The sequence below is a fragment of the Bacillus cereus genome, from assembly GCF_007678085.1.
GTDB lineage: Bacteria > Bacillota > Bacilli > Bacillales > Bacillaceae_G > Bacillus_A > Bacillus_A cereus_BE.
The window spans coordinates 1,688,283-1,711,433 of record NZ_VEDW01000001.1; the positions used below are offsets into that span (position 1 = coordinate 1,688,283).

Genomic DNA, 23,151 nt, shown 5'->3' on the forward strand with positions numbered 1-23,151 from the left:
ACCTTACACTCCACTACTTCTCAAAAAATAGATTAGGATACCTTTTACTGATTTTCTTCAACAAGAAGGATCTTTATAATTTTTCAAAACTACTATCATGATAGTTTTGTCGTTATAAGGAAAAATAATATTTAACTTAAAGACATCACCCTTCAATAAAACGCAGTGTACAACGAGAATGGTAATCGGTTAGATCTTTTGCAAACTGTTGGTTCGGAAACCCTCTGTGAAGCAATCTCAAGCCGCCTGAAGTTAAGGATATATGATGATGTAACCGATAAAATAACATCCTGTTGGGATCAAGAGTATCATTCTTTAAATATCGATAATAATCCCCAAATCGAAACTGTAAAAAACTGTGCTCATGCTCAATATCAAAGAACTTTGCTCCTTCGATATCAATCAAATAAGGTTCTAGTTTGTCATTAATTAATACATGATCAGGGCCTAGTTCCCCATGTATTAATCCATATCGATTTCTTGGTTCAATTTTTGATTCAAGCTCGTACAATGTATCGAGTAGCTTGCTATGACTTGCCTTGATGCTGCCAATATGTTGGGATGCGTAATCTAAATCTTTTTTTGCATGCTTCATTTGCAAGTGATGACATTTTTTCGTGTTGATTCCACTTTGATTCACTTTCCCATGAGTATTTCTCTCATTGGCATGCATGCCTGTCAGCATATCTCCTAACCGCTGAAACACTTTATCTTTTACATATGAATCGGAATTTTGAAAATACACTTCTGCCTTTTGTCCATTTACATATTCAACGAGAGCATAATCATAAGGATAACGGTTTCTTTCCTTATTTAGATCATATAGAATGGGGGTTTGAATTCCCTGTTGCATTAAATACTTGTTATTTAATTCAAATAAATCACTACTATAGGATTGTTCATGTATATCTCCGTTTGCTATTTCTTCTTGAAAATAATTCTTGGTAAGATCCCACACATACAGAACGCTGGAAAATCCATTGCTGCAGTCAATCTTATAGACTACCTTTTGTGCACCGCCATGCATTTTCGTTACATTAGAAACCAAATAACTGGTACCAAATACCTTTTGCATATACTCCTGTAAATCAGATTGATCAAGGTGACAAGTGTTTCCCAATGAATAACACCCCTTTTATATAGTTTTGCTGTCAACCAAACTATATAAAAAATCCAACCCAAATTATAGACTGTTTATTTATAATTTGTTATGATGTTGAATGAGGTCTCGATAAAATTGTAATGTATAAATCCATTGGAACTCCAATGGATTTTTTTAATGAAATCATTCTTACTTCTCAAATAACACGCCACGTAAAACCTTATAATGGATTACAATGAATGAATCTATACGTTCCTCAACCCTTGTTCTTTTCGCTAACTTTACCTTTCTTTTTACTTGATCATTATTGCCCGTCAGTTTAAGTAAATAACCTTCACAATCTCAATGATATATTCAAACTCGAATAATCTAATGGCTTGAAAACATAGTTAAAATATTAAAACAAACAGTACGAGTTTATGAGATAATACGTTAAAGGGGATGAACTGATTGTTACATACGATTGTTTATGATAAAGCGAAGTACCATTATGAAGGTAATTTTCCTGAGAACTTACCAATTGATCAAGCTTTTGTACATACTGGTATGTTTTTAGGATGGATAATTGAACATCATTTATGTAGTCAAGAATTTGAAGAAGAGTCTCAAGACGAAATTAACCAGTTTAAACTTAGACAAATGACTGGCACACAAATTTATATGAACTGGGATGGCGTTTTAGCAGATGACATGTTAAATGATGAGGGCAACCAATTCGCAATGTACTACTTTAACCACGACGAGGACTGGAAATATATAAATGATTACAGTAATATTTTTATAGATGAAGGCGAAACTCTCTACCATGTGCAAGATACTTGGGAAAACTATTTCAAATTAAAAGAAGTTATTGATAATAGCTATAATTTTTGGAAAGATAACTTACAAAATAAAGTGAAACTTTAATCAGTGGGGGTTTTCTTCATCCCCCACTGATTATTAGCCCTCACCAATTGGACTTTTATGGGCAGTTGATCCCCCGCCTAACTTCTTTGCTTTCGCTGAATTTTGAGGCGGGGGTCTTACTTCCCATTAAAGCGGGATAAATAATTATAACAAGTCGATTTCTTATGTTAATAAGGAATCGACTTTATTATTATCTAATTTGCTGATTAACACCTCAACCAAAGATCATTTTACTAACGATACTATTATCGATACCGAATTTTCTATAACAGAACGTTCTGGGCGTGATTTCATTAACACCGTTAATCCAATTAAGGACGTGACTAATGTTTGCGCTAATGCTTTAGCGTTCAAATCACTTTGGAGTTCTCCTGATCGAATTCCTTTCGTAATGAATTCTTGAAAAACAACTGCAAGATACATTTGATGTTCTCTAGTCAGTACTTCAAATTTTTCATTATGAGGAGCAAGTTCAACCATTGTGTTAATACAAAAACAACCTTTACTGAACTCTTTTTTATATTCCTCTTCCACCATATTTTCAAAAAACGTCCGAATTGCTTCTTTTACAGATGGTTCGTTTTGAAGTTTTATTCGTATATTAGCCGCATGTAAATTTGTGTATCTCCTTAATGCCGCTTCAAATAAACCCTCTTTATCACCAAAGGCTGAATATAAACTTGGCTTTTGTATTTCCATTTTAGCAGTTAAATCGCTTAATGAAGTAGCTGCGTATCCCTTCTCCCAAAAAAGTTGCATAGCAGCATCTAAAGCCTTTTCTTCATCAAATTCACGTAGTCGTGCCACTTAAAACCATCTCCTTTCTACATCTGATTATTTATACATCACCTTTATGTACCAATCGGTATATTATATATCGTATTAGATTATAAACGACATGTCAAAAAATCATAATTAAATCAAAATAAACTTGACATATATATTTCTTCGAGATTATATTTTACTTACAAATAACATACCGTTCGGTACGTTATTTGTAAGTAATACAAAAAGGAGCTGATTTTATGAATAGTAAAGAAAAAATGATGACCATTCGAAAACATACTCAGATACATTCACCTGTTCATACAACAATGTCTCGTTATATGACTCTATTATTCGCAATAGCTTGTGGGATGGCTGTAGCAAATATATACTTCGCCCATCCACTACTTGATTCTTTATCAAATGAATTTAAGATTAGTCATTCAACTATCGGTATTGTAATTACTATTACTCAAATTTGTTATGCAATCGGATTACTTTTATTAGTTCCACTCGGTGACTTATTAAACCAAAAGAAACTTATTATTGCTCAAATGCTTTTATCCGTTATTGCTTTAATTATAATTGGAGTCGCTCCCTCAACCATCGTACTTTTTATAGGTATGGCCTTAGTAGGAATTCTTGCAACTGTTACGCAAACACTTGTCGCATACGCATCAATTTTAGCTAATCCAGCAGAACGTGGACGCGTAGTAGGTTTCGTTACAAGTGGCGTTGTAATCGGTATTCTCCTTGCTCGTACATTTGCAGGCACATTAACAGATTTAGCTGGATGGCGATCTGTTTATCTCACCTCCGCTATTCTTTTACTCTTCGTAACTGTTTTGTTACACCGAAATTTACCTACTCTTGAACATAAAAAAGTGACAACTATGTCTTACCGAAAATTAATATACTCTGTTCTCTTATTATTTGTAGAAGAACGACTCTTACGCATTCGGGGAATATTAGCATTGCTTATTTTCACTTCATTCAGTATTTTATGGACTTCTTTAGTATTGCCTCTAAGTGCTTCACCACATAATCTTTCACATACAGCTATCGGTGCATTCGGTCTTGCTGGAGTGGCGGGTGCATTAGCTGCTACTAAAGCTGGACAATTAGCTGATAAAGGATTAGGACAAAGAACAACTGGCATAGCCTTATCATTATTAATACTCTCATGGCTCCTAATTAAATCTATTAACCACTCTCTATTATTACTAATTTTCGGCATTATCCTTTTAGATTTAGCTGTGCAAGCTGTACATGTCACCAATCAAAGTATGCTGTTCACAGTGCGTCCCGAAGCAAGAAGTCGACTCACTGCCAGTTATATGATTTTTTATTCTATCGGTAGTGCAACAGGTGCAATTCTTTCAACAAATACGTATGCACAATATGGTTGGGATGGAGTATGCATATTAGGTATATCTGTTAGTGCTTGTGCTCTTTTATTTTGGATAATAACCTTACGGCGATCATCACAGCTGAACAAAGAATAATTTATTTATGATTAATACGTGTTTTTCTACAAGACTATAAAATCGTATTTACTTTTTAACACAAATCAACGGCATTTTCATATTAAAAATGCCGCTGATTCCAAACTATTATGTATACGATTCGCTATTTCATGATAATAGATTCTATACTAGCGAAATACATCTATTACAAATTCCCTTTAACGTTTTCGACAATCTCATTTATCGTATTTCGATCAAACTTATCACTAATTTCATATGAATCACGATCTCCTACTAGTTGTACACCTACGATATCGGTGCGGTCCTTACCAAATTGCACTTCAATAATGGATCCACGCTCTATTTGTTTCCAAACGAGACTTGCTTCATCTTTATTATCTAAAATAATACAGTCCTCAATATTTTCATCAATCCCTATTAACTTATTGTCATCCATATACCCAACCTCGTATTGTTGACGTTCTTTTGCTTTGCTGCTTACTAATATACCTTTGCTACCATATGAATAATCCATATAGTCCTTTTTCTCAGATTGTACCGCTTTGGGCTCTTGTGCTTTAGTTTTTTCATCGTTCCCACAACCCATAATTAAACTGATTGGCATCACCGTAGTTAGTACTACTCTAGTAAATTTCTTTATCATTTAGAATCAACCTCACATATTTAATGTAAAACTCCATTTATTACCTTATTAAAGGATAACATGATACTACAGCAAAAGCGTCAAAGAGAAAACATTATTTACATCCCCTCACTATGCTGAGAGCCATACATCCGTATTGTTTCTCTCCCCTTTTATCTTCATGTTGTATCTTCACAACAATAAATAACTAAACTCCAAAAAACTAACTGAATTATCGATAAATTCCACAAAGTAGACATCCTACTCACATAAGACTTAAAATTAGGAAGTATGGAAAACACGATAGAAATAAAACTAGATGCTCACAATTAAAATGGTCTTTAAATTAAGAAAGGAAGTGCACAGCTTTGGATTTTAAAACAGTTATGCAGGAGCTTGAAGCCTTAGGCAAGGAAAGAACGAAAAAAATATACATATCTAACGGTGCACACGAGCCAGTTTTCGGCGTAACCACAGGTGCTATGAAACCAATCGCTAAAAAAATAAAATTAAATCAAGAATTAGCTGACGAACTTTATGCGACAGGTAACTACGATGCTATGTACTTTGCAGGCATTATAGCTGATCCGAAAGCTATGAGTGAATCGGATTTTGATCGCTGGATAGACGGAGCGTATTTTTATATGCTATCTGATTATGTGGTAGCAGTCACTTTATCCGAGTCAGATATTGCACAAGATGTTGCTGATACATGGATTGCAAGTGGAGACGAGCTACGAATGTCTGCAGGCTGGAGTTGCTACTGCTGGCTTTTAGGAAATCGCAAAGACAACGAATTTACCGAAAGCAAAATTGCCGCTATGCTTGAAATGGTGAAAAATACGATTCATGATTCGCCGGAACGAACTAAATCCGCTATGAATAATTTCCTAAACACGGTGGCAATTTCATATGTGCCACTACACGAAAAGGCAGTCGAGACTGCAAAAGAAGTTGGTATAGTTGAAATAAAACGTGAAAATAAAAAGAGCAGTTTGTTAAATGCTACAGAGAGTATTCAGAAAGAACTTGATAGAGGAAGACTTGGTTTCAAACGTAAGTATGTTAGATGTTAAATGATCAAAAAAGGTGTCAATCTAAGTAAGATTGACACCTTTTTGATGAGAAAAATGAATGAACTCCCTCAGGAAATCATTCATTTCCCCTACACACTTTATCCGTTAAAAATTTCTTCATTCAATTTATAAACCCTATCTCTTTTCTCATCACTTTTGACAAAAATAAGCTTTCCTTCTTTAACAAAACCTTCTAATAGTAAGCATACTTCTCCAAACGCTTTAGGCTTATTCGTTGTAAATCTTTCATCTGATATTTTTCCAGCTCGTATTAATTGTTCGCATAGCTCAAGAGCACTTATTTCTTCAGAATTCATTAATTCTAATATATCTTTTTGCAATGGCGATAAAGGTACTGGTATTTCAGCTACCTCCACTTTTTCTTTTTCGTTTTCTTCTTCAAATAAATCTTCAAATGAAATTTGATTCATTACTCCTTTTCCTTTCTAACGATTAATTTGTATAACATGAACTGAACCCTATAGCATAGTTATTGTGTTATGTAGTACTTACCTTATTACATAAATATCAAACTCATGTACATCGTTTCATATAGTCTGTTTTGATTATACCAAATATACGTTCTGTCTTCTATCGTAGATTGAAAAAAGACGCGTTTTACTGTTCACAAATAGCGAAAAGGAGTTTATATGCTTTTGTTGAATTGATTTATAAATAAGATGATTAAATTCCATGCAGGTTAGAAAAATAGATATTTATCCCATAGAAATTTATGGTAAATATTTATTAATTACATGTTATAATCACGATGTAAACATTGAATTATATTAAATGTTTACATCGTGATTATAACAAGGGGGTTCACAAATGGGCAGAAAAACAAGTAAAGTTAAAAAGTTTTTTGGATTCGTACTCACCGCAGCACTAGCAACTACAACGATGGTAAGCACGGTAAATGCAGAAACAACTACGAAAACAAACGTTAATGAAAATAGCTATAAGGTAGTTAGCAATAATAACACTGTATTTACAGATGTACCAAAGGACCACTGGTCAAAAGTTGCTATTGATTACTTAGCGTCAGCAGGGATTTATAAGGGATATGGAAATGGGAAATTTGGTTTTGGGGACAACGTTACTAGAGGACAGGTAGCTTCTTTAGTCAATCGATATTTAGGTTTAAAAGCAGACGATAAACAAGGGAATATGTTTAGTGATATTACAAATCATATGTTTGAAAAGGATATTAAAGCCATTTCGCAAGCTGGAATTATGATAGGTAATGGAACAGGTACATTTCGTCCAGATGATGTATTAACTCGATATGAGATGGCAGAAGTATTACAAAAAGCATTTCATTTAGAATCAAAAGGACAAGGGAACTTTAAAGATGTACCAAAAGGTCATTGGGCCTATGAATCTGTAAATGCAGTGCGTAGTAACCGTATCGCACAAGGTAACGAGTCAGGTAATTTTATTGGAAATACGATTGTAAAGCGTGAGCAGTATGCACAATTTTTATATAATGCAATAGCAAAAAACAGAGATTATAATTTCAACATCAATTCAAAAGAAGAATTGAAACAAATGTTAACAACCGCTTTACAGAATGGGACGTTTGGTCCATTTACATTAAATACATTGCGTAAAGATATATCTGAAGTAAAAAAAGAATTTGGAGTGCCTGATGTTTTGAAAAAAGCACCATGTACAGAATGTGATGCACCTAATATAGCAGTATACGGCGATTATAATATTGACATGTACCCTTCGGACGCAAGACACATATGGGTAAAAATGGATATAACTATCAATCAATTAAAAGAGTGGTTTGGTGAACCCGATGAAATCGGGGGAGATATGACTAGCGAAGGCTTTATATATAATCGAGGAAGCTATTATCTTTATTTCAGCTTCTCTGATGGTTATATTCAACGCGCTGAAATATCTAATCATGAATATAATTAATAAGTTACAAACAATATAAATATATAAAGCATAAAAAATCCTTCAAGAACATGCCTTTTCTTGAGGGATTATATTTGTCTCTATCTATTTAACATAATACAAAGCTATAAAACTCCTACTGATTAAACTTTATTTTTCTTGATGCTCCGCTTTCCATTCACTTAAATACGTTGCACATTCTAATTCACTTGGATCATCATATAATATAGAAATAAACTCTAATTTATTTCCATCACAATCTAGAAAATATACACTTGCAGCTGGCATCCACCTTTGGACAATCGGCTCTTCATTTCCTTTCCCCTGACTCCCTACTACCTCTATTCCACGCTTCTCTAACCATATTTTAGAAGTCTTTAAAAACTCTTAATCTACACGAAAAGCGAAGTGTTTCGTCTCAAAATCTTCATTCGTATGTACTTCCCATAAACCGAGCATTTGCTCTTTATTTTCTCCTACCCAAAAGAAAGCAACCCGCCTTTTCGATAGTTTTTTTGCTAATGCTAAACCTAACTTATTTTGATAGAAATCTATTGCCTTTTCTAAATTTCTTACATGTAAATGAGTTTCGTATATGCTTTGTATCATTATATATTTCTCCCTCCCCTACATTCTGATTTTTAAAAATATGTTTTGTTTTTATCATACAAATTAATATATTTTTAAGCACCCTACTTTTGTATAATTTTTCTTTCCTACAAAGGTATAGGTATCAGCTTTAACTAACGTCCCAACGTCGTAATTCAATACTATGAAACTAGTGAGGTTTTATTCCCACACATCAATTCAGTTGTCAATATTTCTTCTTAATTTAATACACTATTTAAATTTAAACTGGAAGCCTACCGTTATGAAACAATTTTAAAAAGCCTTGCTACGATATAAATGTAGCAAGGCTCTTATATTTTTATATAAAAAGTAAATCACTTTATTATGACTTTAAATATACACTTTCATCAAAATTAACAAAATAATGATCTTTCCTATATGAAACTGCCTCCATAGTCGCAATTAGATTCTGTCCATGGAAAATATCAATTCGATAGAAACCAGTACGATAGTTTCGTCTTATTTCCGAAGCACGAGCAACCAGTTTATCTCCTGCTTTAGCCGATTCAATAAATTGAATCGTTGTGGAAAGACCTAATGATGTCTTTCCATAAGCGTTACAAGCTACAGAAAAAGCATGATCTGCTAAGGCATAAATAACAGCTCCATGAACAGTTTCATGAGCATTTAACATATGGCTTTGTACCTCTAAAGTCGCTTCTGCAAAACCTACTTTAAACTCTGTTAGTTGAATTCCTAAGGATTTTGCATACGGATCATTCTTTACTTGTTCTAAAATTTCTGCATAGTGTTTTTCGTGGATTTGAAGTTCATCAATTCTTTTTTTCATGACTAATTCCCCTTTAATATATATTTCAAATGATACCCAATCACTTTAATAATATGATTCAATGATGTGGATCTCATTTATTAACTAGCATAAATATTCAAAATAAGAACTGTACTAACACCATATAGATAATTGTGCCACCCGCTATGGACAACAGCATTTGTCTCTTCCATAAATGAAGTACTATTACTAACGCTACAGCAATCAATTCTGGAATACCATGACTACCAGTGAATAAGTTTACATCTTTAAAACAGTAAATCACCAAAAGACCTATGACTGCTGAAGGTAGTACTCTACCAAGGTACTGAACATACTGTGGCGTAGGTCTATCTGATGGGAACACCACAAATGGAAGGAATCTTGTAAGCATTGTTCCTAAAACAACCATGGAAATTGTAGTGATTTGCTGGAATATACTCATCGTCATACGGAACCCTCTTTTCTTATTTGTTTTCTAAAAAAATGTAACGATGATAGAAATTGTAGCTATTTTAAATGACTTGAAAAAGAATGAACAGCTTATATATAAAATACTTTAAATTTTGGACTTATTAACTTAATAAAAGCGAGGAAGTATTCTACATATATTAATTATTCCTTTAATTGAATTTCACTCGAATTAAGTTTATTTTTCTTCCGTAATACACTAAAAATATAACCACTCAAGCCACCTATAATAGATGGAAGTAACCACCCTAGACCTATACCATAAAAAGGAAGATATTGGTCAAAGAATTCGTTGATTATTACAAACTTTAAGCCTGCAGAATTTAAGCCATCAAATATACTAATAATAAATGTGAATAACAAACTAACTCTATATACAGTGGGGTTTCCATTAAATATTGGGTGTAAAAATGTTAAGAAAATTAAGGAAATAACCATTGGATAAAGAGCCATTAATACAGGGACTGAAATTGTGATTAATTGTGTTAACCCTATATTTGCAACTAGTGTGCTAAAAACCGATAAGATAATAGCAATTTTTCTATATGAAACTTTTGGGAATAACCCATGAAAGAAAGTAGCACAAGAAGTGATTAGCCCTACACTTGTAGTCAAGCATGCTACAGTAATTAATAAGCCTAATAAAATTGCACCATAAGAACCAAAATAATAGTTTGAAACTTTCGCTAAAATTTCAGCCCCATTATTTAAATGACCTAGTTTTTCGACACTAGAAGCCCCCATATAAGAAAGGGCTGTGTATATAGAAACCAAAAGTGTGGTAGCAATAGCAGTTGCTTTTGCACAAATAGTCATTAACTGTTTTTTAGTAGTAACTCCTCTTTCTTTTATTGCATTCACTATAATCATTCCAAAGACAAAAGCTACTAAAGCATCTAGTGTTAAATACCCTTCTTGGAAACCTTTAAAAAATACATATGACGTGTTATATCCCTCAGAAGGAGATTGTAACCTTCCCATTGGTTTAAAAACGGATACGACTACAAGTAATCCAATAAACGTCAATTTAATAGGAGTCAAGAATTTCCCTACTATATCGATAATTCTTGATGGATTAAGTGATAACAAGCATGCTACGGCAAAAAACAATACTGTAAATATGGTTAATATAGTGGGACTTGTCCCATTTGATACAAAAGGTTTAATTCCAATTTCGAATGATACATTACCTGATCTAGGAATTGCAAAAAAAGGACCAATTGCCATATAGAGAGCAGTCGTAAATACAATACCAAACAGTGGATAAACACGACTGGCTAGTGATTGAATATCACTTTTTCCCGAAAAAACAAAAGCTGTAATTGCTAATAGTGGTAAACCAACTCCGGTAACTAAGAAGCCAGCATTGGCTAGCCATACATTATTTCCAGCCATTTGACCAAGCATAGGCGGGAAAATTAAATTTCCTGCTCCGAAAAACAATGCAAATAACATGAACCCTAGCATTAGGATATAGGAAAAAGAAACTTTATTTGTCATAATAAATCCTCCAACTATAAAGTGTTATACAGTATTTTATTTTTTGCAATAAAGCTTCTGGAGAGGAGAAATCCAGTACAGATTAAACCGATGCATAGTGTACATTTTTTTAATGTTAGAAGATAACCAATGTAATTGTGATGGTCCTTTGGAATATACAAATTACTATGCGGAAGCCTTCTCTTCTTTCTCAATTGGCTTTTTTAGAACAGTAAGCATTGCTAAAATCATAATCATGGCAGGAATAATAAAATTGTTTCCACCAAACATAATAAGACTAATTATGGAAAGTATGAGTCCTATAAGAGCACTATGATGTTTCTTTTGTTTCATCCACTGTTCTACAAAAATAACAACAAAAAGGGCTGTCATAACAAACTCTAAGCCTTTTGTATTAAATTGTACTAATGACCCAAAACTGCCGCCAATTGTTGCTCCTAGTACCCAATAAGAATGATTGAGTAATGTAACAAAAGTCATAAACCACCCTTTATCCACATTTTTAGGAATATCCACAGTAGAATTAATAGAAAAAGATTCATCACATAATCCATAAATAAGATAGAATTTTTTTCTCTCAGTGCCTTTATACTTATCCAACATAGAAATACCATAAAATAAATGACGTGCATTCACCGTTAATGTTAGAAAAAGTGCATTAATTGGATCAAACGTAACTAGCAATAAATTTGCTGCAATAAACTCCATCGATCCTGCGAATATAGCAAAACTCATTATGATTGGATATATTGCACTGAAGCCTAATGAGTTCATAAAAATTCCATATGCGATTCCTAAAAATACAAAACCAGCAAGGATAGGTGCTGTATAAGGAAAAGCTGCACGAAATGCAATTTTTATTTGCTTACTATTTTTCAAATCATTCACATCCTTATTCAAAACTTTATTGAATGTAAATTTAACACAACAAATCCATACAATGAATGAATTTATTGTATGGATTACAATTTTCATAAGAAAATGTGTGTTATTCTACTGATAAATAATGCGAAAGTAATCTATCTTCATATTTGTTATATATTTTGTACAAAATATAACCATCGAGGTGTAACATGCCAATAAATTCATTTGATAATTATTTTATGTCTTGGAAACCAGATAAAAATTTATTAAAGCGTCCTTTTTATTCTTCAATTGCCACACTACTTGAACATGATATTATAAATGGTTTATTAGCCCCAGGAACAAAATTACCACCGCAACGAGAACTGGCGGATTTTCTAGATTTGAACTTTACGACTATTACTCGTGCTTATAAAATATGCGAAGTTAAGGGCTTAATATATGCAATCACAGGAAATGGAACTTTTGTAGCACCTAATGCTGCACGGTCAATTACGATATCAACAGAACAAATGACAAACAGTATCGATCTTGGTTTTGTAGCTTCTTTTGAGGAATCTAATAATATAGTAGCGGAAGTTATTCAAACGGTTGGAGGTAAAAGTTATTTGGAACAGCTACTAAATTACAATGATCCAACTGGACTTCCTCATCAAAAAATGGCAGGCTTGAATTGGATGAGTTCTTTTGGCATTAATGTAACACAAGAACATATAGCAATAGTTTCAGGTGCGCAAAATGCCTTGGCCATTACATTGACTGCTTTATTTAAACCTGGCAATCGCATTGCAACCGATTTATATACATATTCAAACTTTATTGAATTAGCAAAAATGCTTCATATTCAATTAGTCCCAATTCAAGGGGATGAATTCGGAATGCTCCCAGATGAACTTGATAAGCAATGTAGTCAATTAGATATTCACGGGATTTTTCTAATGCCCTCTTGTTCAAACCCTACTACGGTTATGATTGCAGATTTTCGTAAGCACGAATTGGCAGCTATCATTCAAAAACACCATTTAATTTTGATTGAAGATGATATACATGCATTTTTGACAGCAGGTGTTATTTCTGATTACCAACAACCTATGTTCAATTTACTTCCAGAACAGAGTGTTTATATTTGTGGAACTTCTAAATGCATTTGTTCTGGACTGAGAGTTGCTTATATGGCTTTTGGGGAGCCACTGCGAAATAATATTTTGCAGGCCATCTTTAATGTAAATGTTAAAACGTCTTCTTTAGACGCGGAGGTTATAACAGAGCTGATATTGTCGGGAAAGGCTCATGAAATCGTTAATCAAAAAAAATACCAAGCTCAAGCTGCAAATGAACTCTATTCAAAATATTTCCCTGACATCCCGTCTATTGGACATCCTCTGAGCTTTTACCGTTGGCTTCCTATCACAACTCATTCTGATGCTTTAAAATTAGAAACTGATTTACAAACGTGTGGTGTTCGAATTTTTCATTCTGATCGTTTTATTAGTGGGCAGACTACTCCTAGTAAATATTTACGTGTTGCTCTTTCTTCTACAAACTCATTAGATGAATTAGAAATAGGATTAGAAATATTAAAACAATATCTCAGTTAACCCAACAGAAAAAAGGTCTATAGTATATACTACAGACCTTTTTCATTAACTAAGTGAGAACCAGTTTATTCTCTCTGTTTTGTCCCCATATATTTTTCACTCTCTCATAATATCTAATACAAGTCTAAAACTTTCCCCTTTATTGTTAATGAGTATACTACTTTAGGAGGAACTAATTCATATACTTTTTTGAGAACCATGCCATCCTCTACAATTAAATATCTTAAAACTTCTCCAATACTAGCTTTTTTAACTTTTAATCCCTACATATTTTCATGTTTCATCCTACAATTCTTCTCTCATTTGCGATATTTAATAAATAGTGTACCAAAAGTTTTCTAGTACACTATTAAAATCCAGTCTTTCTAAGCCGTTAATAAAAAAAGTAAACCATTTTCTTTAGCTTACTTTAGCATAACCGAACACTAATCATGCTTTTATGGACAATTGACTTTCACCTACTGTCCTCCCATTAGAAGCTTTACTACCCACAAATAACAGGATAAAAATTCTATTTACATTCATAATTTTTTATAATGTAATATGATTAACATCGTAATAATAGAGGAGGAACCGTTCTGGATAAAACCAAAGTTATGGCTTATTTTAGTGTAACGGGTGATATATTCCCTGTTGAAGTAATTACCGAGGCCCTAAGTATCGAGCCTACAAGCACTTATAAAAAAGGTGATGTTGTTGCAAGACGTGATAATCCGAATCTTGTATCCACCAAAATCATATATAGAAAAGAGACGGATTGGACTTTAAGCACTGGATACCAAGAGTCCTACGATATAAATAATCAGTTGCATGTTATTCTAAAATCCCTTGAAGGAAAAGCAGAACAATTAAAACATCTCAAGAAGAAATATAGTTTAGAGTTTCTTTTTATGATAGTGATTCAAGTGGAAAATAACGAATCACCCGCGATGTATTTACAAAAAGAGATTATTAATTTTGCTAGTCTCATTCAAGCAGAAATTCATTTTGATCTATATGTTTAGTATAAATAAAAACGCTATTGATATTGAAATCAACAGCGTTTTTTTATGTGATTATATGTTTTATCTTACTTATACCTCAAAGCAAATTCTTTTTATATAACTGATTACTTCAATTTACCCTCAAAAACAATTTTCCTACCGCACGGTTCAACTTCTGTTTTTCCGTTTTTCTTCACTTCATGAAAGATTGGCTCTTCCATGCGACGTGATGGTGCGTAGCCTTCTTGTTCCATACGTGCTAAGCAGTCTGTAATTGTTTCGTTTTCGAGTACTTCAAATTTCTTTTTATTAGGTTGTTTTGTCATGCCCTAACCTACTTTCTATTTTTCTTGATGCGAATTGATTTTTCATGTAGACGATATATAGCATTGCGAGAATTCCCATTATAATCATAACCGCAATAAAAAAGCTTGTATACTGTATTTTCTCTATAAATACGCCTCCTAATACAGGTCCCATAATACTTCCTAAACTAAAGGCGATTCCAGATAATATATTACCTGCTGGTAGTAAGTGCCTCGGTAATAAATCTGTCATAAATCCAAGACCTAATGAGAAGCACGATCCAATGACCATACCAGCTAATAGCATACAGGCAAAGACGATCCAGTAATATTGATCAAATACTGCTGCAAGTAGAAAAATACCCGTACTTACGCTGAACGTCCACGTTAAAATACGATCTCTTCCGTATTTATCACTTAATATACCGAGTGGGATTTGTGTAATAATGCCCCCAACTGCGAACGCTGGTAATAAGAAGGATACATCTGAAACAGACCATCCTTTACGAAGCGCGTATACTGGTAAGTTACTATTTAACATTGCTTCCAGTACGCCATATGCAAGTGGTCCCAGCAGTGCAATCCATCCTAATCCAACAACTTGTTTATAACGAGAAAATGATGATTCACTCTTCACTTCTCTTTCATCTTGTGCCGGGAATGCATTTTTCGTTGGCAGTAGTAAAAGCCAACCTATTAAGCAAAGTATAGTAGATATCATAAATGGTGTTGCAAGACCGTACTGAACAGTGCTCGCTAAATACGGACCTACGGCAAAACCAATTCCGAAGAATACACCGTATATCGATACTTGTCTACCAATTTTACTCGGGTCTGATGTTGTCGTAATCCATGTTTGTGTTCCGACATGAAGCATATGATCTCCGACTCCAACTAGAAATCTAAGAATAAACCATACCCAAAATGAAAAAGTTTGTGTAAAAAAGAATAATGATATAACAACGAGAAACCCACCAATAACGATAATTGGCTTCATTCCAAACTTTTGCATCGGTTTTTCAAGAAACGGTGAAATAACTAATATCCCAATATATAATGCCGTTGCATGAATACCATTAATACTTGAACTAACCCCTTCTTGTTCAAAAATCATTGCAATGGCCGGTAAGAGCATCCCTTGTGATAAACCGGAGATTGCTACAATTCCAACCATAATCCAAAAAGTAAAACGCATTGACATCCCTAATCTCTCCCTTTTGTAATCCACCACACTCATTATATATTGTTTGCTATGTAATAAGAAAGAACTAGTGGATGAAATAATTTTGGTTTTTTCACAAAAAAAAGAAGCTAGACACATTTCATCTAACTTCTTCCTCAACCTACTTATCTTCTAACCAATCTTCTACATGTTTTATAAATACATCTAAACAATCAATAAACGGCGAATGGCCGCAATCTTCTAGCACCTTCAACTCTGCATTCGGCAAATGTTTTGCTAATTCCTCACCTACTACTTGCGGTACGACGTAATCTCTGTCACCTTGTATGACGAGTGTCGGAGCTTTAATATGCTGAATTTGCTTATTTCCCTCTACAACCCCATTATGTTCATCCGAAATATTAAATGTAATGAGCGCATAATTTACATCTACGAAATTACGCTGTTTTAACATATCGTCTAAATACTTTTCGTAACGATCCGGTTCCGGTTGATTATGTGTATATATTAATAGATTCCATACTGTACGGTAATATAATTTATTCATATTTTTTATCGCATCTAGCACTGGAGCAATCTGTACTGGATCTTGCGCGATTTCTTCTTTCGTCTTTACTAAACTTGATACGATTGGCTGCCCGTTAATATCTTTTTTAAAAATTGGATATCCCTTCATGCCTACTGATTCTACTAAAATTAACTTTTCGACAAACGTTGGATGATTCGCTGTAAATTGCATCGCAACACCACCGCCCATTGACCAGCCCATTAATGAAAATTTTTCTAGTTTTAATTGATCGATAAATAGTTTTACATCTCTTGCAAAGTCTTGTAATGAATCTATCGATTGATTATATGTTGATTGGCCAAATCCTCTTAAATCAAGAGCGTAAATATGGTATTGATCTTGCAACTTTTCAATAACTAAATCCCAGTGTTGTGACGATGTCATGTTCCCGTGAATGAGTACAAGAATTTCTGTATTTTGCCTTCCAACTTCCTGATACGCAATCGTTTCTCCGTTCGATAGTGAAACAAACTCCATTGTTGCAGGCTTAATCATCACAAGTTCCCCCATTCTTTTTAATAGAAAGAAAATTCTTTACTTACTTAAAGAATAACATGCAGAATGTATGTTCTCAACAAAAAAGCTATACGAAATTATTACATAAATCAACATGTCTATTACTAGACAATTATCATAAAAAAGGATATAGTTAGCTAGGTAACTAATTTGAAAGGATCAAAATACATGGACGAAAAACAACATTTTTTTCACATTGTCAGCCAGACTTCTCGAAAATTCACAAAGAAATTTAATGAACGCGTATCTCCCACTGGGCTATTTAGTGCGCAATGGGCTGTTATTTTCCGCATCAATCAAACTGGTTCTTGTACACAAACAGAATTATGTCAGTATTTAAATGTTGAATCACCAACGATGACTCGTACGTTAACCCGTATGGAAACGATGGGCTGGATTATTCGTACAGAAGGAAAAGATCGCCGTGAGAAGCTCATTTCTTTATCAGAAACAGCGATAAAAATGATTCCGGTATGGCAAGAAGAAGTTGATACTTTTGAAGAAAAAACGCTAGATGGTATTAACGAAGATGAGTTACATCAAGCATTTCAAGTGTTACAACAAATTATTAAAAACTTAGATTAAATTGGAGGGATGACGATGCAAAGTGAAAAACTTTGGACGAAGGATTTCCTCGGAACTTGTTTTAGTAGTCTATTTCTCTTCTTAACATTTTATATGCTCATGACTACTTTGCCTGTCTATGTAATAGACGGTCTAAAAGGAAAACCTGAGGAAATTGGTTTAGTTGCAACTGTTTTTCTTATTTCATCTGTTTTATGTAGACCATTTACAGGAAAATGGCTTGATGAATTAGGGAGAAAGAAAATTTTATTTATTTCACTGTCATTATTTTTAGCTGCTACTGTTATGTATTTCGGTGCACAAAGTTTATTCTTATTACTTGCCCTTCGCTTCTTACATGGTATTGGGTTCGGTATGGCAACAACTGCAACTGGTACGATTGTCACAGATGTTGCGCCAGCTCATAGAAGAGGCGAAGCACTGGCCTATTTCGGCGTATTCATGAGTTTGCCGATGGTAATTGGTCCTTTTTTAGGTTTAACAATTATTTCTCATTTTTCATTTACTGTACTATTTATCGTTTGTTCCGTATTTTCATTGCTTGCATTTTTATTAGGACTACTCGTAAATATTCCGCATGAAGTGCCAGTAAGCAAACAAAAACGTGAAAAAATGAACTGGAAGGACTTAATTGAACCATCTTCTATTCCGATCGCTCTGACAGGATTTGTTTTAGCCTTTTCTTATAGTGGGATTTTATCCTTTATTCCTATTTATGCGAAAGAGATCGGTTTAGGAGAAGTTGCTAGTTACTTCTTTATTGTATATGCACTCGTTGTTGTAATTTCTCGTCCATTTACAGGAAAGATTTTTGATCGCTTCGGTGAAAATGTACTTGTTTACCCAGCTATCATTATTTTCACAATTGGGATGTTCATTTTAAGCCAAGCGCAAACTCCGTTTTGGTTCCTTGGCGCAGGTATGTTAATCGGTTTAGGTTACGGAACATTAATTCCAAGTTTCCAAACGATTGCGATCTCTGCCGCTGCAAACCATCGACGTGGTTCTGCGACAGCTACGTACTTCTCATTCTTTGATAGTGGTCTCGGTTTTGGTTCTTTCATTTTAGGTATCGTCGCAGCGAAATCAAGTTATCATAATATGTATTTTATCGCAGCTATTATCGTTGCTTTCACTTTACTTCTCTATTATGGATTACACGGACGAAAACAAAAATTCAAGAAACAACATACAGACGGAAAAGTTTCCGCTTAACATGAATAAGGAAAGTAAACTTCCCCGTTTACTTTCCTTATTTTGTATTTCTTTCACTAGAAGCGTATACTTATAATAGAAATAAAAAGGAGGGACCCCTATGAAACTTAAAAAATCTCCCCTACTCTTACTCATAATCACATTGATATTTGTAATTACAGGGCTCGGTTTTACATACTTCAAACATAATAAAACAATCCCATCGAAAAACAACGTGACGAAGAAAAATTGGTTAGATGACCCGTACTTACGTTGGTCGTATACACATATGAAAGAATTCACTTTAATTAACGAAGTGAAAAATAACCCGGATCACGTTTTCCACTTCCCTACTGCATCGCAAAACTTAGACGATTTTACTGTGGAGCGTAGATTTGGAACGACTCCTCTAAAAAAACTTTTAGACGATAATAAAACAGATGCTTTTGTCGTTGTACATAATGGGCAACTTGTTTATGAACGATATTTCAACGGGTATAACGAGAGTGAACCTCATGGTATGGCGTCATTAGCGAAGGTTTTTACCGGGGCAATTATACAATCTCTCGCTGAGGAAAACCGTATTAATTTAGAAAAAACAGCTAACACATATATAAAAGAATTAAAAAATACACCGTTCGGTAATGCCACACTTCAGCAATTAATGGACATGCAAGTTTCTGCACAGTATCCTACTCATGGATACGAACATCCAGCGTTAGAAAATCAAGATGCACAACTATATTTAGCGAGCAATATTTTACCTCGGGGCAAAAACTACGAAGGTCCAATGAAGATTTATGATATGTTACGAGAAGCAGAAGAAACTGCACCGCCTGGTTCCGATTTTTCGTACGATAACGGATCAGCGGAAACTCTCGCTTGGGTGATTCGAACGATCACTGGTAAATCATTAGCGGAAAATGTTAGCGAACGCATATGGTCTCAAATTGGTATGGAAGAAAACGCGTATTACGTTACAGATGAAACAAAAATAGAACAAGCAAGCGCTGGCTTAAATGCAACTGCTAGAGATATGGCTAGATTCGGGCAATTACTATTAAACAACGGGGCATATAACGGAAAACAAATCCTCCCTTCTTCTATTACTGAAGATATAAAAAATGTCCAAGAAGGTGAACTTGCAGTCGGTCCTGGAGCTCCCATTTCTTATCATAATCAATGGTGGATACCGCACAATGAACAAGGTGCTTTTGAAGTGTTAGGTAGTTACGGACAAATACTTTACATCGATCCGAAAGCAAATATGGTCATTGTCCACTTCTCTTCTAACGCTACACCTAGTAATGAAATACATTCTGTTTACTCAAATATGTATATTGATATTGCACATCATTTAGAGAAGCTTCCACAGTAGTGGAAGCTTTTTCTTGTTGGGGTGTTTTATTTGAAGCCACTATCCTTATCAAAGTTATTCATAATTAAACTTTTTATTAGCAATCCAATAATACGTTACGAACAGTGTAAATAAAATCCAAACTATAGTTAGTAGTCCATTAATTATTGCATTTGAATTTACTACCCCAGTGACTAACGTTTCCATTGCATGTTTACTCATACTGGCTGGATTAAGCTGATCTACTATTGGAATCAAACCGACGATTATTCTACAAGCTAAAAGAAAAGCAATTGAAATTAGCGCAATAATACCTTGACTGTGAAAAATAGCACTTATCATAGTTGTGAAAGATACGATAAAAAGAACCCAAATTAAATAAAATAGTAATCCAGTAATCATGTACGAAAACGGAACAACAGTAAAAAGATAGTTTGTATATAGATAAGAGGTAAAGTATCCAATCATTACACTGAGCGCTACTATTACATAATTTGATACTATTTTCCCAGCTATATACGAAGTAACAGTAACCGGCCTTGTTAAAATAAACGCTAACATACCGTTAGCTTTGTCTGTTTGAATGGCACTCATCATAGAAATCACTAGAATCATAAGACCGAGCTGATCAAATTGAGACCCCAAAGTACTCGCTAATACTTCGCCTCCTTTTTGTGCTGTCATACTTGGATCGATGGTAATTCCCTGCCCTCCACCTAATGCTCCTAAAATGAATGGTAAGTAATGCGTTACTATTGGCTGTGTCGCTCCTAAAAATATAAAAACAATTGGTAGCCAAATTACCTTAAAATCACGTAACATTTGAACACATTCTTTTTTTATCAATATCATTGATTTATTCATTTTTGCACCACCAATTTCAAGAAAATTTCTTCTAAAGTATCGTTGCTTATTTCAAATTTTACGATGTCCACATTATGTTCGAGTGCATTTTGCAGTAACATATTTTTATTTATTTCGATACTCTCAACCTTCACTTTGACTTTAAGTCCTATCACTTCTACATCCTTCACATACGGTAAATTTTTCACAACGTCAATCCACTCTCGATCTTTAGCTGTAATTTCAATGATTAATTTATTTTCACTATTGCGGTGTAAAAGCTCCGTAATTGTTGTATCTTCTATCTTTGTTCCATCTTTAATCATGACAAATCGCTCACAAATTTCTTCTGCATCACTCAATATATGGGTTGATAATAAAATAGTCGTATCTTTTTTTATTTCTTCAATCAGATTTAATACTTCCCTTCTGCCTATTGGATCTAATGCAGATACCGGTTCATCCATGACAATAAGCGCTGGTTTATGCAGTAATGCTTGTGCAATACCGAGTCTTTGTTTCATTCCACCAGAAAATGTACTCACCTTCGAATCCTCTTCCCCACTTAATCCAACTTTCTCCAAAATTTCTGGTATCGACTTTGCCAATACTTCTTTTTTCATCCCTGAAAGTTGCCCCATAAACATAAGGGTTTCTCGCGCCGTCATCCAATGAAAAAAATTAGGGTATTGGGGTAAGTAGCCAATTTCCCTTTTCATTTTTGATATTTTTATCCCATTCAATAACACTTCACCAACATCTGGATTAATAATATCTGAAATTACTTTTATTAATGTAGATTTCCCTGCTCCATTTGGTCCGATTAACCCTACACATTCTCCTGATTGCAGTTCCATGGAGAAAGTATTAACAGCAATTTTTCCTTTAAATGATTTTGTTACATTTCTAATCTCTAATTTCATAATTTCTCACCGTCCTTTCTCCCTATAACAAAGTACAGAATAGGTCCCAATACGTTAACAAAAAGAATAATTAGCGTCCATATAAGTACATTTTTTCTTGTATTTCTATGTCGGTATAAATCAATTAACGCAATGAAAACTAAAAGTGCTCCCACTGCAATAACCGGCAATATGATTGGGAGAAACGCCATAATATCCATGTCTTTAAGATCATTCCATCCATAATGTAGTTGCATTTTTATCATTCCTTCCTAAACTCATTATCATTATTGATAATAATAATGATAAATCAAGAGCAGATGTATTGCAAACATTATTCTCATTATTTATAATGAGAATAAATAATGAATAAGGTGATATAGTGAGTAATAAAGTTGAAATCTTAATGCATCCAGTAAGAATGAAGATTTGCCAAGTATTAATGAGAAATAAAGAAGATGGACTAACACCATTAGAAATGGTAAAAATCATTAAAAATGTACCACAAGCAACACTATATAGACAGCTACAAACTATGGTTGATTCTGGTATCGTCCATGTAATTAACGAAAAAAAGGTAAAATCTGTTTCTGAAAAATATTACGCAATAAATGAAGAAGATGCAAAAATTGAAGGAAGTGAGTGGAAAGGATTATCTGATGATGACAAGTTAAACTACATTTCTTATTACCAGTTATCACTTATGACACAATATCAAAGTTACCTTAAGAAATTAGAGGAACAAAACAATCAAGAAGATAGTGCTACTTTTTCTGTTGTGGACTTAAAGCTCGATGAAGAACACTTTATGAGCTTTCAAAACGAACTTAACGAATTAATGAATAAATACTACCATACCCAAAATAAAAGCGACGAAAAAGAGACCCCAGTTCGGACCGTCGCTATTACAATTATTCCAGAAACGTAAACTAACTCAATATACATAATACAAGCCGATGCTTCCTTAACATAGGAATCATCGGCTGTCTTCATTTCGTAAATTGTTTTGACTTCTGC

Annotated in this window: 25 protein-coding genes and 1 pseudogene; 10 read left to right on the forward strand and 16 right to left on the reverse strand. The window is 33.9% G+C overall.

Features of this window, described 5'->3' with window-relative positions; translation table 11 throughout:
- Positions 1 to 145 precede the first annotated feature (145 nt).
- Positions 146 to 1,075 (reverse strand): phosphotransferase, encoded by a 930-nt coding sequence (locus tag FS742_RS08615; RefSeq protein ID WP_144612083.1) that lies wholly within the window; start codon positions 1,073 to 1,075, stop codon positions 146 to 148.
- A 477-nt stretch (positions 1,076 to 1,552) separates the two neighbouring features.
- Between FS742_RS08615 and FS742_RS08620 the strand changes: the two genes are divergently transcribed.
- Positions 1,553 to 2,008, forward strand: a complete 456-nt coding sequence (locus FS742_RS08620) for a DUF7832 domain-containing protein (RefSeq protein WP_144611973.1) — start codon at positions 1,553 to 1,555, stop codon at positions 2,006 to 2,008.
- Positions 2,009 to 2,233: 225 nt separating this feature from the next.
- On the opposite strand, the gene FS742_RS08625 is transcribed toward FS742_RS08620, so the two are convergent.
- Positions 2,234 to 2,815 carry a TetR/AcrR family transcriptional regulator gene (locus FS742_RS08625; RefSeq protein ID WP_144611974.1) on the reverse strand — a complete coding sequence of 194 codons (582 nt, stop codon included), beginning with the start codon at positions 2,813 to 2,815 and terminating at the stop codon, positions 2,234 to 2,236.
- Positions 2,816 to 3,033: 218 nt separating this feature from the next.
- On the opposite strand from FS742_RS08625, the gene FS742_RS08630 reads away from it, so the two are divergent.
- Positions 3,034 to 4,278: an MFS transporter gene (locus tag FS742_RS08630; RefSeq protein ID WP_144611975.1), complete on the forward strand. Its 1,245-nt coding sequence runs from the start codon at positions 3,034 to 3,036 to the stop codon at positions 4,276 to 4,278.
- 166 nt (positions 4,279 to 4,444) lie between these two features.
- Here the strand turns inward: FS742_RS08630 and FS742_RS08635 are convergent, their stop codons facing one another.
- The gene (locus FS742_RS08635) at positions 4,445 to 4,903 is read right to left on the reverse strand and encodes a hypothetical protein (protein WP_144611976.1); all 459 of its coding nucleotides are present in this window, start codon (positions 4,901 to 4,903) and stop codon (positions 4,445 to 4,447) included.
- 347 nt (positions 4,904 to 5,250) lie between these two features.
- Between FS742_RS08635 and FS742_RS08640 the strand changes: the two genes are divergently transcribed.
- Positions 5,251 to 5,958, forward strand: coding sequence for a DNA alkylation repair protein (locus tag FS742_RS08640; protein ID WP_144611977.1), 708 nt, complete (start codon positions 5,251 to 5,253; stop codon positions 5,956 to 5,958).
- 98 nt (positions 5,959 to 6,056) lie between these two features.
- Here the strand turns inward: FS742_RS08640 and FS742_RS08645 are convergent, their stop codons facing one another.
- Positions 6,057 to 6,389, reverse strand: a complete 333-nt coding sequence (locus FS742_RS08645) for a DUF3895 domain-containing protein (RefSeq protein WP_144611978.1) — start codon at positions 6,387 to 6,389, stop codon at positions 6,057 to 6,059.
- 397 nt (positions 6,390 to 6,786) lie between these two features.
- On the opposite strand from FS742_RS08645, the gene FS742_RS08650 reads away from it, so the two are divergent.
- The gene (locus FS742_RS08650) at positions 6,787 to 7,887 is read left to right on the forward strand and encodes an S-layer homology domain-containing protein (protein ID WP_144611979.1); all 1,101 of its coding nucleotides are present in this window, start codon (positions 6,787 to 6,789) and stop codon (positions 7,885 to 7,887) included.
- Between the two features lie 129 nt (positions 7,888 to 8,016).
- On the opposite strand, the pseudogene FS742_RS08655 reads toward FS742_RS08650, so the two are convergent.
- The 5 genes and pseudogenes from FS742_RS08655 to azlC form a co-directional block, all read right to left on the reverse strand.
- Positions 8,017 to 8,475, reverse strand: a pseudogene (locus FS742_RS08655) (VOC family protein).
- A gap of 343 nt (positions 8,476 to 8,818) precedes the next feature.
- On the reverse strand, positions 8,819 to 9,286 hold the full coding sequence (locus tag FS742_RS08660; protein ID WP_144611980.1) for a hotdog fold thioesterase: 468 nt from the start codon (positions 9,284 to 9,286) through the stop codon (positions 8,819 to 8,821).
- 97 nt (positions 9,287 to 9,383) lie between these two features.
- The gene (locus FS742_RS08665) at positions 9,384 to 9,716 is read right to left on the reverse strand and encodes a branched-chain amino acid transporter permease (RefSeq protein ID WP_144611981.1); all 333 of its coding nucleotides are present in this window, start codon (positions 9,714 to 9,716) and stop codon (positions 9,384 to 9,386) included.
- 164 nt (positions 9,717 to 9,880) lie between these two features.
- Positions 9,881 to 11,236, reverse strand: coding sequence for a branched-chain amino acid transport system II carrier protein (gene brnQ, locus FS742_RS08670; RefSeq protein WP_144611982.1), 1,356 nt, complete (start codon positions 11,234 to 11,236; stop codon positions 9,881 to 9,883).
- Between the two features lie 165 nt (positions 11,237 to 11,401).
- Positions 11,402 to 12,136 carry an azaleucine resistance protein AzlC gene (gene azlC / locus FS742_RS08675; RefSeq protein WP_260869647.1) on the reverse strand — a complete coding sequence of 245 codons (735 nt, stop codon included), beginning with the start codon at positions 12,134 to 12,136 and terminating at the stop codon, positions 11,402 to 11,404.
- Positions 12,137 to 12,309: 173 nt separating this feature from the next.
- Between azlC and FS742_RS08680 the strand changes: the two genes are divergently transcribed.
- A complete protein-coding gene (locus FS742_RS08680; protein WP_144611984.1) occupies positions 12,310 to 13,698 on the forward strand; it encodes an aminotransferase-like domain-containing protein in 1,389 nt (462 codons plus the stop codon).
- Between the two features lie 113 nt (positions 13,699 to 13,811).
- Here FS742_RS08680 and FS742_RS08685 read toward each other — a convergent pair whose 3' ends face one another.
- Positions 13,812 to 13,898: a winged helix-turn-helix transcriptional regulator gene (locus FS742_RS08685; RefSeq protein WP_144612084.1), complete on the reverse strand. Its 87-nt coding sequence runs from the start codon at positions 13,896 to 13,898 to the stop codon at positions 13,812 to 13,814.
- A gap of 396 nt (positions 13,899 to 14,294) precedes the next feature.
- Here FS742_RS08685 and FS742_RS08690 point away from each other — a divergent pair, with 396 nt between their 5' ends.
- Complete coding sequence (locus tag FS742_RS08690; protein ID WP_144611985.1) at positions 14,295 to 14,702, forward strand: DUF4279 domain-containing protein; 408 nt, start codon at positions 14,295 to 14,297, stop codon at positions 14,700 to 14,702.
- 104 nt (positions 14,703 to 14,806) lie between these two features.
- Here FS742_RS08690 and FS742_RS08695 read toward each other — a convergent pair whose 3' ends face one another.
- The 3 genes from FS742_RS08695 to phaZ form a co-directional block, all read right to left on the reverse strand.
- Positions 14,807 to 15,007, reverse strand: coding sequence for an NETI motif-containing protein (locus FS742_RS08695; RefSeq protein ID WP_000166305.1), 201 nt, complete (start codon positions 15,005 to 15,007; stop codon positions 14,807 to 14,809).
- On the reverse strand, positions 14,991 to 16,187 hold the full coding sequence (locus FS742_RS08700) for an MFS transporter (protein WP_144611986.1): 1,197 nt from the start codon (positions 16,185 to 16,187) through the stop codon (positions 14,991 to 14,993). Before FS742_RS08700 ends, FS742_RS08695 begins: the two co-directional genes overlap by 17 nt.
- A 142-nt stretch (positions 16,188 to 16,329) precedes the next feature.
- Complete coding sequence (gene phaZ / locus FS742_RS08705; protein ID WP_144611987.1) at positions 16,330 to 17,247, reverse strand: intracellular short-chain-length polyhydroxyalkanoate depolymerase; 918 nt, start codon at positions 17,245 to 17,247, stop codon at positions 16,330 to 16,332.
- A 174-nt stretch (positions 17,248 to 17,421) separates the two neighbouring features.
- On the opposite strand from phaZ, the gene FS742_RS08710 reads away from it, so the two are divergent.
- From FS742_RS08710 to FS742_RS08720, 3 genes are all read left to right on the forward strand, one after another.
- Complete coding sequence (locus FS742_RS08710) at positions 17,422 to 17,838, forward strand: MarR family winged helix-turn-helix transcriptional regulator (RefSeq protein ID WP_144611988.1); 417 nt, start codon at positions 17,422 to 17,424, stop codon at positions 17,836 to 17,838.
- Between the two features lie 15 nt (positions 17,839 to 17,853).
- Positions 17,854 to 19,053, forward strand: a complete 1,200-nt coding sequence (locus FS742_RS08715) for an MFS transporter (RefSeq protein ID WP_144611989.1) — start codon at positions 17,854 to 17,856, stop codon at positions 19,051 to 19,053.
- A 100-nt stretch (positions 19,054 to 19,153) separates the two neighbouring features.
- Positions 19,154 to 20,410, forward strand: coding sequence for a serine hydrolase domain-containing protein (locus FS742_RS08720; protein ID WP_144611990.1), 1,257 nt, complete (start codon positions 19,154 to 19,156; stop codon positions 20,408 to 20,410).
- A 54-nt stretch (positions 20,411 to 20,464) separates the two neighbouring features.
- Here FS742_RS08720 and FS742_RS08725 read toward each other — a convergent pair whose 3' ends face one another.
- Genes FS742_RS08725 through FS742_RS08735 form a run of 3 tightly spaced genes read right to left on the reverse strand, consistent with a single transcriptional unit; the run spans position 20,465 to position 22,391 of the window.
- On the reverse strand, positions 20,465 to 21,253 hold the full coding sequence (locus FS742_RS08725; RefSeq protein ID WP_144611991.1) for an ABC transporter permease: 789 nt from the start codon (positions 21,251 to 21,253) through the stop codon (positions 20,465 to 20,467).
- Positions 21,250 to 22,155, reverse strand: a complete 906-nt coding sequence (locus FS742_RS08730) for an ABC transporter ATP-binding protein (protein ID WP_144611992.1) — start codon at positions 22,153 to 22,155, stop codon at positions 21,250 to 21,252. Before FS742_RS08730 ends, FS742_RS08725 begins: the two co-directional genes overlap by 4 nt.
- Complete coding sequence (locus FS742_RS08735) at positions 22,152 to 22,391, reverse strand: PLD nuclease N-terminal domain-containing protein (RefSeq protein WP_144611993.1); 240 nt, start codon at positions 22,389 to 22,391, stop codon at positions 22,152 to 22,154. The genes FS742_RS08730 and FS742_RS08735 overlap by 4 nt, the downstream gene beginning before the upstream one ends.
- Before the next feature lie 125 nt (positions 22,392 to 22,516).
- On the opposite strand from FS742_RS08735, the gene FS742_RS08740 reads away from it, so the two are divergent.
- Positions 22,517 to 23,062 carry a transcriptional regulator gene (locus tag FS742_RS08740; protein ID WP_144611994.1) on the forward strand — a complete coding sequence of 182 codons (546 nt, stop codon included), beginning with the start codon at positions 22,517 to 22,519 and terminating at the stop codon, positions 23,060 to 23,062.
- Positions 23,063 to 23,151 lie beyond the last annotated feature (89 nt).

Excerpts from the sequence above, each read along its gene's own strand:
- FS742_RS08615 (WP_144612083.1), bottom strand. The coding sequence starts at position 1,075 with ATGCAAAAGGTATTTGGTACCAGTTATTTGGTTTCTAATGTAACGAAA.
- FS742_RS08630 (WP_144611975.1), top strand. The coding sequence starts at position 3,034 with ATGAATAGTAAAGAAAAAATGATGACCATTCGAAAACATACTCAGATA.
- FS742_RS08635 (WP_144611976.1), bottom strand. The coding sequence starts at position 4,903 with ATGATAAAGAAATTTACTAGAGTAGTACTAACTACGGTGATGCCAATC.
- FS742_RS08645 (WP_144611978.1), bottom strand. The coding sequence starts at position 6,389 with ATGAATCAAATTTCATTTGAAGATTTATTTGAAGAAGAAAACGAAAAA.
- FS742_RS08650 (WP_144611979.1), top strand. The coding sequence starts at position 6,787 with ATGGGCAGAAAAACAAGTAAAGTTAAAAAGTTTTTTGGATTCGTACTC.
- FS742_RS08660 (WP_144611980.1), bottom strand. The coding sequence starts at position 9,286 with ATGAAAAAAAGAATTGATGAACTTCAAATCCACGAAAAACACTATGCA.
- FS742_RS08665 (WP_144611981.1), bottom strand. The coding sequence starts at position 9,716 with ATGACGATGAGTATATTCCAGCAAATCACTACAATTTCCATGGTTGTT.
- brnQ (WP_144611982.1), bottom strand. The coding sequence starts at position 11,236 with ATGACAAATAAAGTTTCTTTTTCCTATATCCTAATGCTAGGGTTCATG.
- FS742_RS08680 (WP_144611984.1), top strand. The coding sequence starts at position 12,310 with ATGCCAATAAATTCATTTGATAATTATTTTATGTCTTGGAAACCAGAT.
- FS742_RS08685 (WP_144612084.1), bottom strand. The coding sequence starts at position 13,898 with ATGGTTCTCAAAAAAGTATATGAATTAGTTCCTCCTAAAGTAGTATAC.
- FS742_RS08690 (WP_144611985.1), top strand. The coding sequence starts at position 14,295 with ATGGCTTATTTTAGTGTAACGGGTGATATATTCCCTGTTGAAGTAATT.
- FS742_RS08695 (WP_000166305.1), bottom strand. The coding sequence starts at position 15,007 with ATGACAAAACAACCTAATAAAAAGAAATTTGAAGTACTCGAAAACGAA.
- FS742_RS08700 (WP_144611986.1), bottom strand. The coding sequence starts at position 16,187 with ATGTCAATGCGTTTTACTTTTTGGATTATGGTTGGAATTGTAGCAATC.
- phaZ (WP_144611987.1), bottom strand. The coding sequence starts at position 17,247 with ATGGGGGAACTTGTGATGATTAAGCCTGCAACAATGGAGTTTGTTTCA.
- FS742_RS08710 (WP_144611988.1), top strand. The coding sequence starts at position 17,422 with ATGGACGAAAAACAACATTTTTTTCACATTGTCAGCCAGACTTCTCGA.
- FS742_RS08715 (WP_144611989.1), top strand. The coding sequence starts at position 17,854 with ATGCAAAGTGAAAAACTTTGGACGAAGGATTTCCTCGGAACTTGTTTT.
- FS742_RS08720 (WP_144611990.1), top strand. The coding sequence starts at position 19,154 with ATGAAACTTAAAAAATCTCCCCTACTCTTACTCATAATCACATTGATA.
- FS742_RS08725 (WP_144611991.1), bottom strand. The coding sequence starts at position 21,253 with ATGAATAAATCAATGATATTGATAAAAAAAGAATGTGTTCAAATGTTA.
- FS742_RS08730 (WP_144611992.1), bottom strand. The coding sequence starts at position 22,155 with ATGAAATTAGAGATTAGAAATGTAACAAAATCATTTAAAGGAAAAATT.
- FS742_RS08735 (WP_144611993.1), bottom strand. The coding sequence starts at position 22,391 with ATGCAACTACATTATGGATGGAATGATCTTAAAGACATGGATATTATG.